Source organism: Ancylobacter sp. TS-1 (genome assembly GCF_009223885.1).
In the GTDB taxonomy this organism is placed as follows: Bacteria; Pseudomonadota; Alphaproteobacteria; order Rhizobiales; family Xanthobacteraceae; genus Ancylobacter.
In genome coordinates, this window is sequence record NZ_CP045144.1 from 1,312,330 (window position 1) to 1,327,402 (window position 15,073).

Consider the following 15,073-nt stretch of genomic DNA (forward strand, 5'->3'; position numbering starts at 1 on the left):
AGGTGTTTCATGTCCGCCGTCAGCCCCGCCTCCCCCGAAACCTACGACTACATCGTGGTCGGCGCCGGCTCGGCGGGCTGCGTGCTGGCCAACCGGCTTTCCGCCGATCCCCGCAACCGCGTGCTGGTGCTGGAAGCGGGCGGGCGCGACAACTGGATCTGGTTTCACATCCCGGTCGGCTATCTCTTCGCCATCGGCAATCCGCGCGCCGACTGGTGCTTCAAGACCGAGGCCGAGGCCGGGCTGAACGGGCGCGCGCTGAACTATCCCCGCGGCAAGACCATCGGCGGCTCCTCCGCCATCAACGCCATGATCTACATGCGCGGCCAGGCGGGCGATTACGACCACTGGCGCCAGCTCGGCCTCGCCGGCTGGGGCTGGGACGACGTGCTGCCCGTCTTCAAGCGCCATGAGGACCATTATCTCGGCGCCGGCGCCTTCCACGGTGCGGGCGGCGAATGGCGGGTCGAGTTCCCCCGCCTCACCTGGAAGCTGCTCGACGAGGTGCGCGAAGCCGCCCGGCAGGCCGGCATCGCGCCGATCCCTGATTTCAACACCGGCGATAATGAGGGCTCGTCCTATTTCCAGGTCAACCAGAAGCGCGGCTTCCGCTGGAGCGCCGCGCGCGGCTTCCTCAAGCCCGTGCTGTCGCGCCCGAATCTGCGCCTCGAGACCGGCGCGCGCACCGAGCGCGTGCTGGTGGAGAACGGCCGCGCCGTCGGCGTCGCCTATGTGAAGGACGGCGTGCGCCATGTGGCGCGGGCGCGCGGCGAGGTCATCCTCGCCTCCGGCGCCATCGGCTCGCCGCATCTGCTCAAGCTGTCCGGCATCGGCCCGGGCGCCGAGCTTTCCGAGCACGGCATCCCCGTTGTGCTGGACCGGCCCGGCGTCGGCGCCAATTTGCAGGACCATCTGCAACTGCGGATGATCTACAAGGTCTCCGGCGTGCCGACGCTGAACGAGCAGTACCATTCGCTGTTCGGCCGCGCGAAAATGGGGCTCGACTTCGCCCTGTTCCAGCGCGGGCCGCTGACCATGGCGCCCTCGCAGCTCGGCATCTTCACCCGCTCGCGGGCGGAGATCGAGCGCGCCGACCTCGAATTCCACGTGCAGCCGCTCTCGCTCGGCAAGTTCGGCGAGCCGCTGCACCGCTTCCCCGCCTTCACCATGAGCGTGTGCAATCTGCGCCCGACCAGCCGGGGCAGCCTGACGCTGGCAAGCGCGGACGCGGCCGCTGCCCCGCGCATCCGGCCGAACTACCTCGCCACCGAGGAGGACCGCCGCGTCGCCGCCGACAGCATCCGCGTCGCCCGCCGCATCGTCGGCCAGCCGGCGCTGGCGCCCTACGCGCCGGAGGAATTCCTGCCCGGCGCCGCCTTCGACGACAGCGAGGAAGCTCTGGCGCGCGCCGCCGGCGACATCGGCACGACGATCTTCCATCCCGTCGGCACGGCGAAGATGGGCCTTGCCTCCGATCCGATGGCGGTGGTCGACGAGCGGCTGCGGGTGTTCGGCATTGGCGGGCTGCGGGTGGCCGACGCCTCCATCATGCCGACGCTGGTCTCCGGCAACACCAATTCGCCGACCATCATGATCGCCGACAAGGCGGCCGGGATGATTCTCGAGGACGGGCGGGGGTAGTTGCCGGCCCTTCCGGGAAGGCCGGATCAACCTCCCTCTCCCCGTCGGGGAGAGGTGGCCCGCGAAGCGGGTCGGTGAGGGGCCATAGTCCGGCGAGCTTTAGAATCCCCCTCACCCCACCCCTCTCCCCGACGGGGAGAGGGAGCGACCACCTTCATGTGGGCCGGCAGCCTTGCCGAGATCTCCTACGGCGCCAGCACCACCTGCCGGCAGGCTTCGGGCAGTTCCTTCATCAGCATGGGCGGCTTGGGCTTGGGGGGCGTCGCCGGCGGCTTCGGGTTGATATTGCCCTCGGAGAACCACCAGTCCAGCTCCTTGCCGCAGCCCTCGCCCGGCGTCACCGGGTCCTGCGCCCGGCAGTCCGGCGCCCCGCCGGGGCAGGAGAGCCGCACATGCATGTGGTAGTCGTGCCCCCAATAGGGCCGCACCTTCTGCAGCCAGGCGCGATCGCCCTTCGCATCCCGGCACAGCGCCTTCTTGATGGCCGCGTTCACCAGCACCCGCTCGACCTCGCCGTCCTGCGCCGCCGCCCGGATCACCGCGATGTGCGAGGGCGTCCACACCGCCGCGTCGACGTCGCGCCGGTCCTTGCGCACTACCATGGTGGCGGAAATCTTCTCGCGCTCCTCGCGGGTGAATTCGCGCTTCGGCATCGGGGTGAGCCAGATGTCGGCGTCGAGGCCGATCTGATGCGAGGCATGGCCGCTCACCATCGGCCCGCCGCGCGGCTGCGAGAGATCGCCGACCAGAATTCCCGGCCATTGCGAGACTGTGGGCACGGCGGCGGAGAAGCGCTCCAGAAAGGCGATGAGGTTCGGATGACCCCAGTTGCGGTTGCGCGACAGGCGCATCGCCTGCCAGGTCTGCCCATTCACCGGCAGCGCCTCGGCGCCGGCAAGGCAGCCCTTGGAATAGAAGCCGATGGCGCGCGCCTCCAGCGGAGCGGGTTTCTTCAGCGCGCCGAAGACCTGCTTGGCGGGCGTCTCGCCGAGCCGGGCCGGATCGACCTGCTGGGCAAGGGCGCCGCCGGCGGCCACGAGGCACAGGCCGGCAAGCACGCCCGCCAGCGCCGCCGCGCCCGCCCTGCCCCGCCGCGCGCCCATGGCGCGCCTCAGCTCGCCGCCTGGGACAGGATGACGAAATCCTTGTCCGAGCGGGTATCCGGCGTGGCGGAGAGATCGGTGATGAACAGCGTCGAGCCGGGCACCAGCAGCTTGGCAAGCTGCTGGTTCGCCGCCGCCGCGACGGTCACGCGGTCGATGGCGCTCGCGGCCTTGCCGCCGGCCGCTCCGTTGCCCTCGAAGGACAGCGCCGTCCACGAGACCTCGCCGCCCACGCTCTTGAGCACATAGACGACATTGCCCAGCGGGGTCTGCGGGTCCTTGATGGTGACGGGCGCGGTGAAGGCGGTGGCGCCGTCCTTGATGACGGTGAGCGCCTTGTCGGCGCCGCTGATGATCATCGCCACCGCGTCCTGCGCCGGATCGGGCGCCGCCGCCGTGTCGGGCGTGCCGTTGGCATTCTTGGGGTCGTCCTTCTGGATCGCGACGGTCGCGTCGGCCGGCATGACGAGGCCGGGATGCAGCACGTCGAGCGGCTGCGAGTGCGAATCCGCGATGATGACCGGCGTGCCGTAATGGGTGACGGCGAAGAGCAGCTTGGAGAACGCCAGCGGCAGGTGCACGCAGCCATGCGAGGACGGGTAGCCCGGCAGCCCGCCGGCATGCAGCGCCACACCCGACCAGGTGAGCCGCTCGGTGAAGGGCATGGAGGCGTCGTCATAGATCGAGGAATGGTGGTCCACGTCCTTCTGCAGGATGGTGAACACCCCGACCGGGGTCTCGTGGCCCGCCTTGCCGGTCGAGCAGGTCGACACGCCGATGCGCACCCCGTTGCGGTAGACATAGCAGCGCTGGTCGGGCAGCGAGACGATGATGGCGACGAAGCCCTCCGGCGCGCGGTCCGGGTACCACACATACTGGCCGGGCTTGAGCGCATCGACCTCGGTCTCCTGCGCGCGGGCGCGGCGGGCGTCGAGCACCCCCGCGCCCAGCACCAGCGCCGCGGCGGAGCCGGCGAGCCGAAGGACGCTGCGGCGGCTGGCGGCGAAGGGGTCGGCTTCGCGGGTCATGGCGTGATTCTCCTCGGTCGGCCGCGCGAAGATATCGGCCGGCGCGGCCCGGCGCCACCCGCCCGCCGGACGTCCGTCCCCCGCCCCGCCCCCGCCGCGATACCGGCGGCGCCGGCCAATATGCCGGCAGGGAAAATTTCTTCGCCGACACGGCGGTTTACCACCGTCGCCGGCGGAACTCCCACGCGGGACCGGACGTTCTCCCCCCGACACGCAACGGACAAGGGAGGCTAGAAAATGCAAAGCACGCAGCACAATCTCGACGCGCGCGAGACCCGCACGCTGATCGGCAGCGACAAGGTCGAAGGCACCGCCGTCTACCGCCCGAACGGCGATCGGATCGGGTCCATCGCCCGCGTCATGATCGACAAGCTCAGCGGCCAAAGCGCCTATGCGGTGATGAGCTTCGGCGGCTTCCTCGGCTTCGGCGAGGACTATTACCCGCTGCCGTGGTCGCTGCTGAAATATGACGAGGCCCTCGACGGCTACGTCGTCGACATCACCGAGGAGCAGCTCAGCGGCGCCCCGCACCATGCCAGCGCCGACGAGCGCTCCTGGCAGGACCGCGACTGGGACCGCAAGGTCAACGACTACTACCATGTGCCGCCCTACGTCATCTGACGCGGGCGAGGCTTCGTACAGACGGGAAGGCCGGGCGCAAGCCCGGCCTTTTTCATGCGTGCGGGAATGTGGCGGGCAAAGCCGGCCGGCTCATTCCTTGGTGGTGTCCTCGGTCTCCGCGCCCGGCGCGTTCTTCTTGATCGACTCGATCGCGCTCAGGGCCGAGGCCTTGGCCTTGTAGCCCTCCGACGAGAACATCGCCTCGCCATTGGACGCGCGGAAGCGGAAGCGGAACTCGCCGGCCTTGTCCTTGTAGACTTCGAATTTGTACGCCATCTGCGGCATCCCCGTTGAAGCTGGACAAGGCCATGTCAGCACGAAACGGCCGGCGTGGGTAGCGGGTGCCTCAGTCGTCGACCTTGAGCGCGGCGATGAAGGCTTCCTGCGGGATCTCCACCCTGCCGAACTGGCGCATCTTCTTCTTGCCCTCCTTCTGCTTGTCCAGAAGCTTGCGCTTGCGGGAGATGTCGCCGCCATAGCACTTGGCGGTGACGTCCTTGCGCAGGGCCTTGATGGTCTCGCGGGCAATGATCTTGGCGCCGATCGAGGCCTGGATCGGAATCTGGAACAGATGCTGCGGGATCAGATCCTTCAGCTTCTCGCACATCGCCCGGCCGCGATATTCGGCGCGGGTGCGGTGCACCAGCATGGAGAGCGCGTCCACCGGCTCGGCATTGACGAGGATCGACATCTTCACAAGGTCGCCGACGCGGTAGTCGGTGATCTGGTAGTCGAAGGAGGCATAGCCCTTCGAGATCGACTTCAGCCGATCATAGAAATCGAACACCACCTCGTTGAGCGGCAGGTCATAGGTGAGCATGGCGCGCGCGCCGACATAGGTCAGCTCGATCTGGCTGCCGCGCCGGTCCTGGCACAGCTTGATCACCGAGCCGAGATAGTCGTCCGGGGTCAGGATGGTGGCGCGGATCCACGGCTCGCGGATTTCCTTGATCTTGATCACATCCGGCATGTCGGCCGGGTTGTGCATGTCGATCACGCTGCCATCGTTCATCTCGATCTCGTAGATGACCGAGGGGGCGGTGGCGATGAGGTCGAGATTGAACTCGCGCTCCAGCCGCTCCTGGATGATCTCCAGATGCAGCAGGCCGAGGAACCCGCAGCGGAAGCCGAAGCCGAGCGCGGCGCTGGTCTCCATCTCGAAGGAGAAGCTGGCGTCGTTCAGACGCAGCTTGCCCATGGCGGCGCGCAGATCCTCGAAATCGGCGGCATCGACCGGGAACAGGCCGCAGAACACCACCGGCTGCGCCGGCTTGAAGCCCGGCAGCGCTTCGGAGGTCGGGCGCTTCTCGTCGGTGATGGTGTCGCCGACGCGGGTGTCCGCCACTTCCTTGATCGAACCGGTGAGGAAGCCGATCTCGCCGGTGCCGAGCTCCGCCATCACGGTGAGCTTGGGGGTGAACACGCCGACCCGGTCCACCTCGTAGACGGCGCCGGTCTGCATCATCTTGATGCGCATGCCCTTCTTCATCACGCCGTCGACGATGCGCACCAGCACGACGACGCCGAGATAGACGTCGTACCAGCTATCGACCAGCAGCGCCTTCAGCGGCGCTTCGCGGTCGCCCCTGGGCGGCGGCAGGCGGGTGACGATGGCCTCCAGCACATCGGGAATGCCGATGCCGGTCTTGGCCGAGATGAGGATGGCCTGCGAGGCATCGAGGCCGATCACGTCCTCGATCTGCGCTTTGACCTTTTCCGGCTCGGCGGCCGGCAGGTCGACCTTGTTGAGGACCGGCACGATCTCGTGATTGTTGTCGATGGCCTGGTAGACGTTGGCCAGTGTCTGCGCCTCGACGCCCTGTGAGGCGTCGACCACCAGCAGCGAGCCCTCGACGGCGGCCAGCGAGCGGTTCACCTCATAGGCGAAGTCGACATGGCCGGGCGTGTCGATGAGGTTGAGGACGTAGTCCTTGCCGTCCTTGGCCGTGTAGGACAGCCGCACCGTCTGCGCCTTGATGGTGATGCCGCGCTCGCGCTCGATATCCATGCTGTCGAGCACCTGCTCCGACATCTCACGCTCGGACAGGCCGCCCGTGATCTGGATCAGGCGGTCGGCGAGGGTCGACTTCCCATGGTCGATATGGGCGACGATGGAGAAGTTGCGGATGTTGGCGATCGGCTCGGTGCTCATGGGTCGCGGGATAGCATTGGCGCCGTTACGCCACAAGGCGGCACGCCGGCCCGCGCCTTGCGCGCCGGCATATGTTCGACCACATTCCGCCCGCCTGCCCTCCGAGGAACCCCCATGCCCGATCTGAAGGTCGCCATCGTCCCCGTCACCCCGTTCCAGCAGAACTGCTCCATCGTCTGGGACGAGACCACGAAGCGGGGGGCGGTGATCGACCCGGGCGGCGACATTGCGCGCATCCTCGCCGCGCTGGAGGAACTCGAGGTCAATGCCGAGAAGATCGTGCTCACCCATGGCCATATCGACCATGCCGCCGGCGCCGCCGAGCTTGCCGAGACGCTGAAGATTCCGGTCGAGGGCCCGCATGAGGGCGACAAGTTCCTGCTCGACAACCTGCCCGCCGACGGCGTGCGCACCGGCATCCCCGGCCGCGCGGTGACGCCGGACCGCTGGTTGGACGAGGGCGACACGGTGGACATCGGCGGCATCGTCTTCGACGTGCTGCACGTGCCCGGCCACACGCCCGGCCATATCGTGCTGGTGCACAAGCCGGCCGACTTCGCCATCGTCGGCGACACGCTGTTCCAGCGCTCGGTCGGGCGCACCGACTTCCCCTATGGCGACCACGCACTGCTGATCGCGGGCATCAAGACCAAGCTGCTGCCGCTCGGCGACGGCGTCACCGTCCTGCCCGGTCATGGCAACGCCTCGACCATCGGCGAGGAAAAGCGCACCAACCCCTTCCTGCGCTGAGGGCCGCGTCCGCTCCGCCGACGATCCCGGCGCCTGCCCGTCATCCCGGCCTAGCTGTCATCCCGGACGGCCGCAGGCCGATCCGGGATCGCGTGGACCTGTATGCGATCCCGGCTCTACGCGGCTGCGCCGCTTCGGCCGGGATGACGGCGCGACGGGACCGATTGCCTAAGGGAAGCGCCACGATTTCGTTACTCGCGCCGCGCCGCAGCACGACGGATGATGCCGGGACAGCCGCCCCGGAGTCCCGTGATGACGCGCTTCGCGACCGCCTGCCTGCTCACCCTCGCCTCCCTGCTCGCCGGCGCGACGCTCGGTGCCACGCTTGGCGCGAGCCCCGCCGCCGCGCAGGCCGACCGCTGCCCGAAGCTGGTGGCGAAAATCCCCTTCATCGCCCCGCCCGGTCCGCGCGTTGTCCCGGCGGCCTTCGTGGCGGAACGGCAGGTCGGGCTCACCTATATCGGGCACTCGACCTTCCTGATCGAGACCGCCGGCGGCGTGAGCGTGGCGACCGACTACAACGACTATGTGCGCCCCGCCGTGGTGCCGCGCGTCGCCACCATGAACCGCGCGCACTCGACGCATTACTCGCTCAACCCCGATCCGGGCATCGAGCACGTGCTCAAGGGCTGGCGCGAGGACCGCGACCCGGTGCGCTACGATCTCGACGTCGGCGATCTCTGGATCGGCAACCTGCCGACCAACATCCGCGACTGGGAAGGCGGCACGATCCGCAACGGCAATTCGATCTTCATCTTCCGCGCCGCCGATATCTGCATCGCCCATCTCGGCCACCTGCACCACACGCTGACGCAGGAAGACCTCGGCGCGCTCGGGCGCATCGACGTCGTGCTGGCCCCGGTCGACGGCAGCTACACGCTGGATGTCGACGGCATGATCGAGGTGCTCAAGGCGCTGGAGGCGCCCCTCGTCATCCCGATGCACTATTTCAACGAGGGCACGCTCAACCAGTTCCTCGACCGCTTCGCCAGCAGCCAGTACCTCGTGGAGCGGCGCGAGAGTCCCGAACTGGTGATCTCGCGCGAAACGCTGCCATCGAAGCCGACCGTCATCGTGCTGCCGGGCCGGCTTTATTGAGTGGCAAACGTCATCCCGGCCGGAGCGAAGCGCAGAGCCGGGATCGCGCGCAACACAAGATGCGGCGGGCGATCCCGGATCGGCCGTTCCGGCCGTCCGGGATGACGACGGGATCTTTGTTTTGTCGCGTTTTCTTCACGCGAACCGGTATCCACTTCGCTCGAAAACGCTCTAGTTCCGGGTGCCCGGCGCGTAGGCGGCCGGGTCGACCAGCGCCGGGCGGCCCGGCAGGTCGAGCGCGGAGACGCGCGGCGCGCCCTCGGCGATCACCCGGCCCCGCCGCACCACGAAGAGCCGCGCGGCCTTGAGCCGGATCGCCTCGATCGGATCGGCGGCCTGCAACACCACCAGATCGGCGTTGCAACCCGGCTCCAGCCCGTAGCCGTCGAGATGCATCAGCCGGGCGGAGTTGGTCGTCACCGCCTCGAAGCACCAGGTCATCGCCTCGCGCGAGGTCATCTGGCCGACATGCAGCGCCATGTGCGCCACTTCCAGCATGTCGCCCGAGCCGAGCGAGTACCAGGGGTCCATCACGCAGTCATGGCCGAAGGCGACGTTGACGCCCGCCGCCCGCAGCTCCGGCACGCGGGTCTGGCCGCGCCGCTTGGGGTAGGTGTCGTGCCGGCCTTGAAGGGTGATGTTGATCAGCGGATTGGCGATGGCGTGGACGCCGGCCTCGGCGATCAGCGGAATGAGCTTGGAGACGTAGTAATTGTCCATGGAATGCATGGAGGTCAGGTGCGAGCCCGTCACCCTCCCCTGCAATCCCAGACGCTGGGTCTCGTAGGCCAGCGCCTCGATATGGCGCGAGAGCGGGTCGTCGGTCTCGTCGCAATGGATGTCGACCAGCAGGCCGCGTTCGGCGGCGATCTCGCACAGGGCCTTGAGCGAGGCGGCGCCGTCCGCCATCGTGCGCTCGAAATGCGGGATGCCGCCCACCACGTCGACGCCCATGTCGAGCGCCCGCGCGAGGTTCGCCGCCGCCGTCGGCGAGCGGTAATAGCCGTCCTGCGGGAAGGCGACGAGCTGGAGGTCGATATAGTCCTTCACCTTCTCGCGCACATCCAGCAGCGCCTCGACCGCCAGCAGCCGGTCGTCGCACACGTCGACATGGGAGCGGATGGCGAGCAGGCCCTGGCTCACCGCGAGGTCGCAATAGCGCAGCGCCCGCTCGATCACCGCCTCATGGGTGAGGATGGGCTTCAGCTCGCCCCACAGCGCGATGCCCTCCAGCAGCGTGCCGGAGGTGTTCAGCCGCGGCAGGCCGAGCGACAGCGTCGCGTCCATGTGGAAATGCGGATCGACGAAGGGCGGGCAGACCAGCTTGCCGCCGGCCTCGATCACCTGGCCGGCCTCGGCCTCGATGGCGGGCTCCACCGCCACGATGCGCCCGTCGCGGCAGGCGATGTCGACGCCCGCCCGCCCGTCCGGCAGGCGGGCATTCTTCACCAGAAGGTCGAGGCTCATGCGTCCAGACTCACCTTTGGCCCTTGAAATAGGGCTTCATCAGCGCCCGCGGATAGTCCGCGCGGCGCGCCACCAGCACTAGAGCGGCAATGGAGAAAATATAGGGCAGCATCAGGAAGATCTGGCTCGGCACCACGCCGCCGGCAATCGTCTGGATGCGCAGCTGGTAGGCGTCGAGCGCGCCGAACAGCAGCGCCCCCAGCAGCGCCTTGCCCGGCCGCCAGGAGGCGAAGACCGTGAGCGCGATGCACACCCAGCCGCGCCCGTTGATCATGCCGAAATAGAAGGCGTTGAATGCCGAGAGCGTCAGGAACGCCCCGCCCAGCGCCATCAGCGCCGAGCCCGCCATGACCGCGCCGATGCGCAGCGCGACGACCGACAGCCCCTGCGCCTCCACCGCCTCCGGGTTGTCGCCCACCGCCCTGAGCGCGAGGCCGAGCGGCGTACGCGCCAGCACCAGCGCGAGGATGCCGACGCAGGCGAAGGCGAAGACGGTCAGCGCCGTCTGCTGGGCAAGGATCGGCCCGATGAAGGGCAGATCGCCCAGCACCGGCACGTCGAGCGGCGGGAACGGCTCGATACGCGGCGGCGTCGACACGTTGGGAAAGGCGACGCGGTAGCCGAAATAGGCGGCTGAGGTGGCCAGCAGCGTCACCCCGATGCCGGTCACATGCTGCGACAGGCCGAGCGGCACGGTGAGCACGCCGTGGATCAGCCCGAAGCCCGCCCCGGTGAGCGCCGCCACCATCACCCCGCCCCAGAGCGGGGCGCCCAGATACACCGCCAGCCAGCCGGACATGGCGCCGGCGACGAAGATGCCCTCGATGCCGAGATTGAGCACGCCCGCCCGCTCGCACAGCAGCGCGCCGAGCACGCCGAATATCAGCGGCGTGGCGATGCGGATCGTCGCGGCCCAGAAATTGGCCTGGGTCAGGATTTCCAGCGCGGACCACAGCATCACGCGGTCTCCCGGCGTATGAGGACGATGCGGAAGCGGGTCAGCAGCCCGCCGACCAGCACGCTGAGCAGGGCGAAGGCGACCACGAGGTCGGCGAGGTAGTTGGAGACGCCGATGGCCCGGCTCATCGAATCCGCGCCGACGAACACGCCGGCGACGAAGATCGCGGCCGGCACCACGCCGAGCGGCGAGAGGTTGGCGAGCGTCGCCACCACGATGCCGGCATAGCCGAAGCCGGGAGAGAGGTCGGAGGTCAGGTAGCCCTTCAGCCCCGCGACCTCGCTGGCGCCGGCCAGGCCGGCGAGGCCGCCCGAGAGGATGCCGACCAGCGCCATCGCCTTGCCGACCGGCAGGCCGGCATAGCGCGCCGCGCGGGCGCTCTCGCCCACCGCGCGGATGCGGAAGCCCCACACCGTGCGGCTGATGAAGACATGCAGCAGCACCGCCGCCACCACGGCGAGGACGAGCCCCCAGTGCAGGCGCCAGCCGGCCACCAGCTTCGGCAGCGTCGCCTCGTCGAGCACCGGCGCCGACTGCGGCCAGCCGAGCGCCATCTCGTCCTTCATCGGCCCTTCCAGCATCATCTGCACGAAGAGCAGCACGATGAAGTTCATCAGCAGCGTCACCACCACCTCGTCGGCGCCGAAGCGGGTCTTGAACAGCACCGGCACCAGCAGCAGCAGTGCCCCCGCCGTCGCGGCACCGACCAGCACCAGCGGCACCAGCACATAGGACGGCGCCTCGATCAGCCCGGCGCCGAGCGCCACGGTGGCCAGCGCGCCGGCATAGAGCTGGCCCTCGGCGCCGATGTTCCACAGCTTCGCCCGGAAGGCGACGGCGGCGGCGAGGCCGGTGAAGATCAGCGGCGTGGCGCGGGTCAGCGTCTCGGCCAGCGCGAAGCCGTTGCCGGCGGCGCCGTCGAACATCAGCGCGAAGGCGGCGAAGACCGGCGCCCCGGACAGGGCGAGCGGAATGGCGGTAAGCAGCAGCGCCGCCAGCCCCGAGCCGATGGAGACGGCGACGGTGAGCCAGACCGGCGTGCGCTCGCGCGGGACGAAGCGGATCATGGCGCACTCGCTCTGGGGAAAGACGTTTGCCGCTTTTTCCACGTCATCCCCGGGCGTGGCCCGGGGATCCACGCCTGTTGGCGAGGGGACGTGGATGGCCGGGCCGAGCCCGGCCATGACGAGAGACGCGCGGTTGGCGCATTGATGGCACGGTTCGCCCCCTCACCCGGCCCTACGGGCCGACCTCTCCCCGACGGGGAGAGGTGAAGCGGGATGCGCTCCGCCGACGCTGCGTCTTCTCCCTCTCCCCGACGGGGAGAGGTGGCCCGCGAAGCGGGTCGGTGAGGGGCGGCACGGTGTCGGGGCTGCAAGCCCCCCTCACCCCGGCCCTCTCCCCCTCGGGGAGAGGGAGCACTCGGCCACCGGCCGCACTCTGCGCGCCCATCCATCACGCCGCCTCCCCCGCCGAATGGCCGGCCATCATCAGGCCGACGGTGCGCACGTCGAGGCCGGCGGCGTCCATTGCCGGCGACAGGTGCCCGGCATGCACGACGGCGATACGGTCGGACAGCGCGAACAGTTCGTCGAGGTCTTCCGAGATCAGCAGCACCGCCGCCCCGCGTCCGCGCGCGGCGATCAGCCGGCGGTGCACGTCCGTGGTGGCGCCGATGTCGAGGCCGCGCGTGGGCTGATGCGCCAGCACCAGCTTGGGCTCGCGCTCCAGCACGCGGGCCAGCACCACCTTCTGCATGTTGCCGCCGGAGAGCGCGCGGATCGCCGCGTCCGGGCCGGGGCAGCGCACATCATAGGCGCGGATGGCCGCCGCCGCCCGGGTGCGGATGTCGGTGCGCCGCATCACCCCGCCGCGCTGGTTCTCCGGCGCGGAAATCGTCTCCAGCACGTAATTCTCGGCCACCGACAGCGCCCCGATGGTGCCGTCGCGGTGGCGGTCCTCCGGGATGCGGCCGACCTGCGCGGCCACGCGCCCGGCCGGGTCGGCCCCGGCCAGCGCCACGCCGGAAAGCTGCGCCTCGCCGGTACGCGCGGCGGCAAGGCCGGCCACCAGCGCGGCGAGCGCCCCCTGCCCGTTGCCGGAGACGCCGGCGATGCCGACGATCTCGCCGGCGCGCACCTCGAGGCTCGCCCCTTCCAGCCGGTCGCGCTGACCGGGGGCACCCACGCTCACGCCGCGCAGGCTGAGCACCGGCGCGCCGGGCGTCGAGGGCGGACGCTCGCGCGCCGGGATGGGCCGTCCGACCATGAGTTCGGCCAGCGTCGCCCGGTCGGCACCGGCGCTCGGACGGTCGGCGACCTTGGCGCCGCCGCGCAGCACCACCACGCGCTCGCACAGCGCCAGCACCTCGTGCAGCTTGTGGCTGATGAAGATGACGGCGAGCCCCTTGGCCGCGAGCTTGCGCACGGTGGCGGCGAGGCCGTCCGCCTCCTGCGGCGTCAGCACGGCGGTCGGCTCGTCGAGGATCAGCACCCGCACGTCGCGGTACAGAGCCTTGAGGATCTCGATGCGCTGCTGCTCGCCGACCGAGAGACGGGCGACCGGCACGTCGAGATCGACCGCGAGGCCGCTGTCGGCGATCAGCCGCTCGATCTTGGCGCGCGCCTCGCCGCGCCGCAGCCGGAAGCTCCACAGCGACTGCGTGCCGAGCACGATGTTCTCGAATCCGGTCAGGTTCTCGGCCAGCGCGAAGTGCTGGTGCACCATGCCGATGCCGGCCCGGAGCGCCGCCTCGGCCGAGCCACCGGGGAGCGGGACGAGCTGGCCGTCGTCGCCGGCGATGTGGACGCTGCCCTCATCGGCCACGTAATGGCCGAACAGGATGCTCATCAGCGTGGTCTTGCCGGCGCCGTTCTCGCCCAGCAGCGCCACGATCTCCCCGGCCCGCACGTCGAGGTCGATGGCGTCGTTCGCCGTCAGCGGTCCGAACCGCTTGGTGATGCCGGTCAGCGAGAGGACGAGCGGGCGTGGGTCGGGGTGCATGGAACGGGCGCCGAGCCGGCCTCATTGCGAACCTCTCCCCGCCGGGGAGAGGTCGGCCGCGAAGCGGCCGGGTGAGGGGCGAGCACCGGAAACTCCCCTCACCCTGACCCTCTCCCCGACGGGGAGAGGGAATTACGGACCGCCGGCCTCGCAGGCCGGCGTCACGGCGGCGCCGTCACAGCGTCGACGTCACAGCGTCGATTTCGGCTCGGCGTCGTTGACGTTGACGCGGAAAAGGCCGTCCTTGATCTCCTTTTCCTTCACCAGCACCATCTCGATCACCTCCGGCGACACCACCTTCGGGTCGAGCGGGGCAAGGCTGGCGCCGCCTTCCGCCATGTAGCTGTAGGGGCCGTAATCGGCGGCCACGAAGGTGCCGTCCATCACTTCCTTGATCGCCTTGTCGATGGTCGGCTCCATCTGCCACAGCGCCGAGGCGATGATCGTGCCGGGATACTGGCTCGACGTGTCGATGACGTTGCCGATGGCCTTGATGCCGCGCTCCTTGGCGGCGTCGGAGACGCCGAAGCGCTCGGCGTAGAGAACGTCCGCGCCCTTGTCGATCTGGGCGAAGGCGGCTTCCTTGGCCTTGGGCGGGTCGTACCAGGAGTTGATGAAGGTGACGATGAACTTGACGTTCGGGTTCACCGACTTGGCGCCTTCCATGAAGGCCTGCATCAGCCGGTTCACCTCGGGGATGGCGTAGCCGCCGACGAGGCCGATGATGTTCGACTTGGTGGTCTTGCCGGCCACCATGCCGGTCAGGAAGGACGGCTCGTGGATGAAGTTGTCGAACACCGAGAAGTTCGGCTTGGTCGGCCCGAAGGACGAGCCCATCAGATAGGCCGTCTTGGGGTAGTCGGCGGCGACCTTGCGGGCCGGGCGCTCGACGGCGAACACCTCGCCCACCACGAGGTCGGCGCCCTCTTCCGAGTACTGGCGCATAACGCGCTCATAGTCGGTGTTGGCGACGTTCTCGGAGAATTTGTAGGTGATGTCGCCGCGCGCCTCAGCGGCCTTGAGCGCCTTGTGGATGCGCGAGACCCACTGCTGCTCGACCGGCACGGTATAGATCGCTGCGACCTTGATCGGCTTGGCCTTGGCGGCCAGCGCCTCGCCACCGAAGGCGGTCAGCGCGGCGGCGCTGGCGCCCAGAACCAGCATCTGCCGCCGATCGAGCAGGGATGACGAAAAAAGCGGCAGGGAACCAGACGACTTAACCGGCATGTGAATGACCTCCCCGATCAAAGGA

General features: G+C 69.2%; 13 protein-coding genes. 4 read left to right on the forward strand and 9 right to left on the reverse strand.

Features of this window, described 5'->3' with window-relative positions:
* The first annotated feature begins 9 nt into the window (after nt 1-9).
* Nucleotides 10-1,641: a GMC family oxidoreductase gene (locus GBB76_RS06345; protein WP_152302519.1), complete on the forward strand. Its 1,632-nt coding sequence runs from the start codon at nt 10-12 to the stop codon at nt 1,639-1,641.
* A 185-nt stretch (nt 1,642-1,826) separates the two neighbouring features.
* Here the strand turns inward: GBB76_RS06345 and mepA are convergent, their stop codons facing one another.
* Entirely contained in the window at nt 1,827-2,744 is a 918-nt protein-coding gene (gene mepA, locus GBB76_RS06350) for a penicillin-insensitive murein endopeptidase (protein WP_152302520.1), read from the reverse strand.
* 8 nt (nt 2,745-2,752) lie between these two features.
* Complete coding sequence (locus GBB76_RS06355; RefSeq protein WP_152302521.1) at nt 2,753-3,772, reverse strand: L,D-transpeptidase; 1,020 nt, start codon at nt 3,770-3,772, stop codon at nt 2,753-2,755.
* A gap of 237 nt (nt 3,773-4,009) precedes the next feature.
* Here GBB76_RS06355 and GBB76_RS06360 point away from each other — a divergent pair, with 237 nt between their 5' ends.
* On the forward strand, nt 4,010-4,393 hold the full coding sequence (locus GBB76_RS06360) for a PRC-barrel domain-containing protein (RefSeq protein WP_152302522.1): 384 nt from the start codon (nt 4,010-4,012) through the stop codon (nt 4,391-4,393).
* A 90-nt stretch (nt 4,394-4,483) separates the two neighbouring features.
* On the opposite strand, the gene GBB76_RS06365 is transcribed toward GBB76_RS06360, so the two are convergent.
* Nucleotides 4,484-4,669 (reverse strand): YegP family protein, encoded by a 186-nt coding sequence (locus GBB76_RS06365; protein WP_152302523.1) that lies wholly within the window; start codon nt 4,667-4,669, stop codon nt 4,484-4,486.
* 70 nt (nt 4,670-4,739) lie between these two features.
* Nucleotides 4,740-6,545 (reverse strand): translation elongation factor 4, encoded by a 1,806-nt coding sequence (gene lepA, locus GBB76_RS06370; protein ID WP_152302524.1) that lies wholly within the window; start codon nt 6,543-6,545, stop codon nt 4,740-4,742.
* 114 nt (nt 6,546-6,659) lie between these two features.
* On the opposite strand from lepA, the gene GBB76_RS06375 reads away from it, so the two are divergent.
* Both GBB76_RS06375 and GBB76_RS06380 read left to right on the forward strand, forming a co-directional pair.
* A complete protein-coding gene (locus GBB76_RS06375; RefSeq protein WP_152302525.1) occupies nt 6,660-7,295 on the forward strand; it encodes an MBL fold metallo-hydrolase in 636 nt (211 codons plus the stop codon).
* A gap of 252 nt (nt 7,296-7,547) precedes the next feature.
* A complete protein-coding gene (locus tag GBB76_RS06380) occupies nt 7,548-8,393 on the forward strand; it encodes an MBL fold metallo-hydrolase (RefSeq protein ID WP_152302526.1) in 846 nt (281 codons plus the stop codon).
* A 171-nt stretch (nt 8,394-8,564) separates the two neighbouring features.
* Here GBB76_RS06380 and GBB76_RS06385 read toward each other — a convergent pair whose 3' ends face one another.
* The 5 genes from GBB76_RS06385 to GBB76_RS06405 all read right to left on the reverse strand — a co-directional run bounded on the left by GBB76_RS06385 (nt 8,565) and on the right by GBB76_RS06405 (nt 15,048).
* Nucleotides 8,565-9,860, reverse strand: coding sequence for an amidohydrolase family protein (locus GBB76_RS06385; protein WP_152302527.1), 1,296 nt, complete (start codon nt 9,858-9,860; stop codon nt 8,565-8,567).
* Between the two features lie 10 nt (nt 9,861-9,870).
* Nucleotides 9,871-10,815, reverse strand: coding sequence for an ABC transporter permease (locus GBB76_RS06390; protein WP_152304767.1), 945 nt, complete (start codon nt 10,813-10,815; stop codon nt 9,871-9,873).
* A 2-nt stretch (nt 10,816-10,817) separates the two neighbouring features.
* Nucleotides 10,818-11,885, reverse strand: a complete 1,068-nt coding sequence (locus tag GBB76_RS06395) for an ABC transporter permease (RefSeq protein WP_152302528.1) — start codon at nt 11,883-11,885, stop codon at nt 10,818-10,820.
* A gap of 388 nt (nt 11,886-12,273) precedes the next feature.
* Nucleotides 12,274-13,821: an ABC transporter ATP-binding protein gene (locus tag GBB76_RS06400; RefSeq protein WP_152302529.1), complete on the reverse strand. Its 1,548-nt coding sequence runs from the start codon at nt 13,819-13,821 to the stop codon at nt 12,274-12,276.
* A 189-nt stretch (nt 13,822-14,010) separates the two neighbouring features.
* The gene (locus GBB76_RS06405; protein WP_152302530.1) at nt 14,011-15,048 is read right to left on the reverse strand and encodes a BMP family protein; all 1,038 of its coding nucleotides are present in this window, start codon (nt 15,046-15,048) and stop codon (nt 14,011-14,013) included.
* Nucleotides 15,049-15,073 lie beyond the last annotated feature (25 nt).

What these genes read in the sequence shown, in the direction of transcription:
- GBB76_RS06400 (WP_152302529.1), bottom strand. Translation starts at nt 13,821, where the DNA reads ATGCACCCCGACCCACGCCCGCTCGTCCTCTCGCTGACCGGCATCACC.
- GBB76_RS06385 (WP_152302527.1), bottom strand. Translation starts at nt 9,860, where the DNA reads ATGAGCCTCGACCTTCTGGTGAAGAATGCCCGCCTGCCGGACGGGCGG.
- mepA (WP_152302520.1), bottom strand. Translation starts at nt 2,744, where the DNA reads ATGGGCGCGCGGCGGGGCAGGGCGGGCGCGGCGGCGCTGGCGGGCGTG.
- GBB76_RS06375 (WP_152302525.1), top strand. Translation starts at nt 6,660, where the DNA reads ATGCCCGATCTGAAGGTCGCCATCGTCCCCGTCACCCCGTTCCAGCAG.
- GBB76_RS06405 (WP_152302530.1), bottom strand. Translation starts at nt 15,048, where the DNA reads ATGCCGGTTAAGTCGTCTGGTTCCCTGCCGCTTTTTTCGTCATCCCTG.
- GBB76_RS06365 (WP_152302523.1), bottom strand. Translation starts at nt 4,669, where the DNA reads ATGGCGTACAAATTCGAAGTCTACAAGGACAAGGCCGGCGAGTTCCGC.
- GBB76_RS06360 (WP_152302522.1), top strand. Translation starts at nt 4,010, where the DNA reads ATGCAAAGCACGCAGCACAATCTCGACGCGCGCGAGACCCGCACGCTG.
- GBB76_RS06355 (WP_152302521.1), bottom strand. Translation starts at nt 3,772, where the DNA reads ATGACCCGCGAAGCCGACCCCTTCGCCGCCAGCCGCCGCAGCGTCCTT.
- GBB76_RS06345 (WP_152302519.1), top strand. Translation starts at nt 10, where the DNA reads ATGTCCGCCGTCAGCCCCGCCTCCCCCGAAACCTACGACTACATCGTG.
- GBB76_RS06395 (WP_152302528.1), bottom strand. Translation starts at nt 11,885, where the DNA reads ATGATCCGCTTCGTCCCGCGCGAGCGCACGCCGGTCTGGCTCACCGTC.
- GBB76_RS06380 (WP_152302526.1), top strand. Translation starts at nt 7,548, where the DNA reads ATGACGCGCTTCGCGACCGCCTGCCTGCTCACCCTCGCCTCCCTGCTC.
- lepA (WP_152302524.1), bottom strand. Translation starts at nt 6,545, where the DNA reads ATGAGCACCGAGCCGATCGCCAACATCCGCAACTTCTCCATCGTCGCC.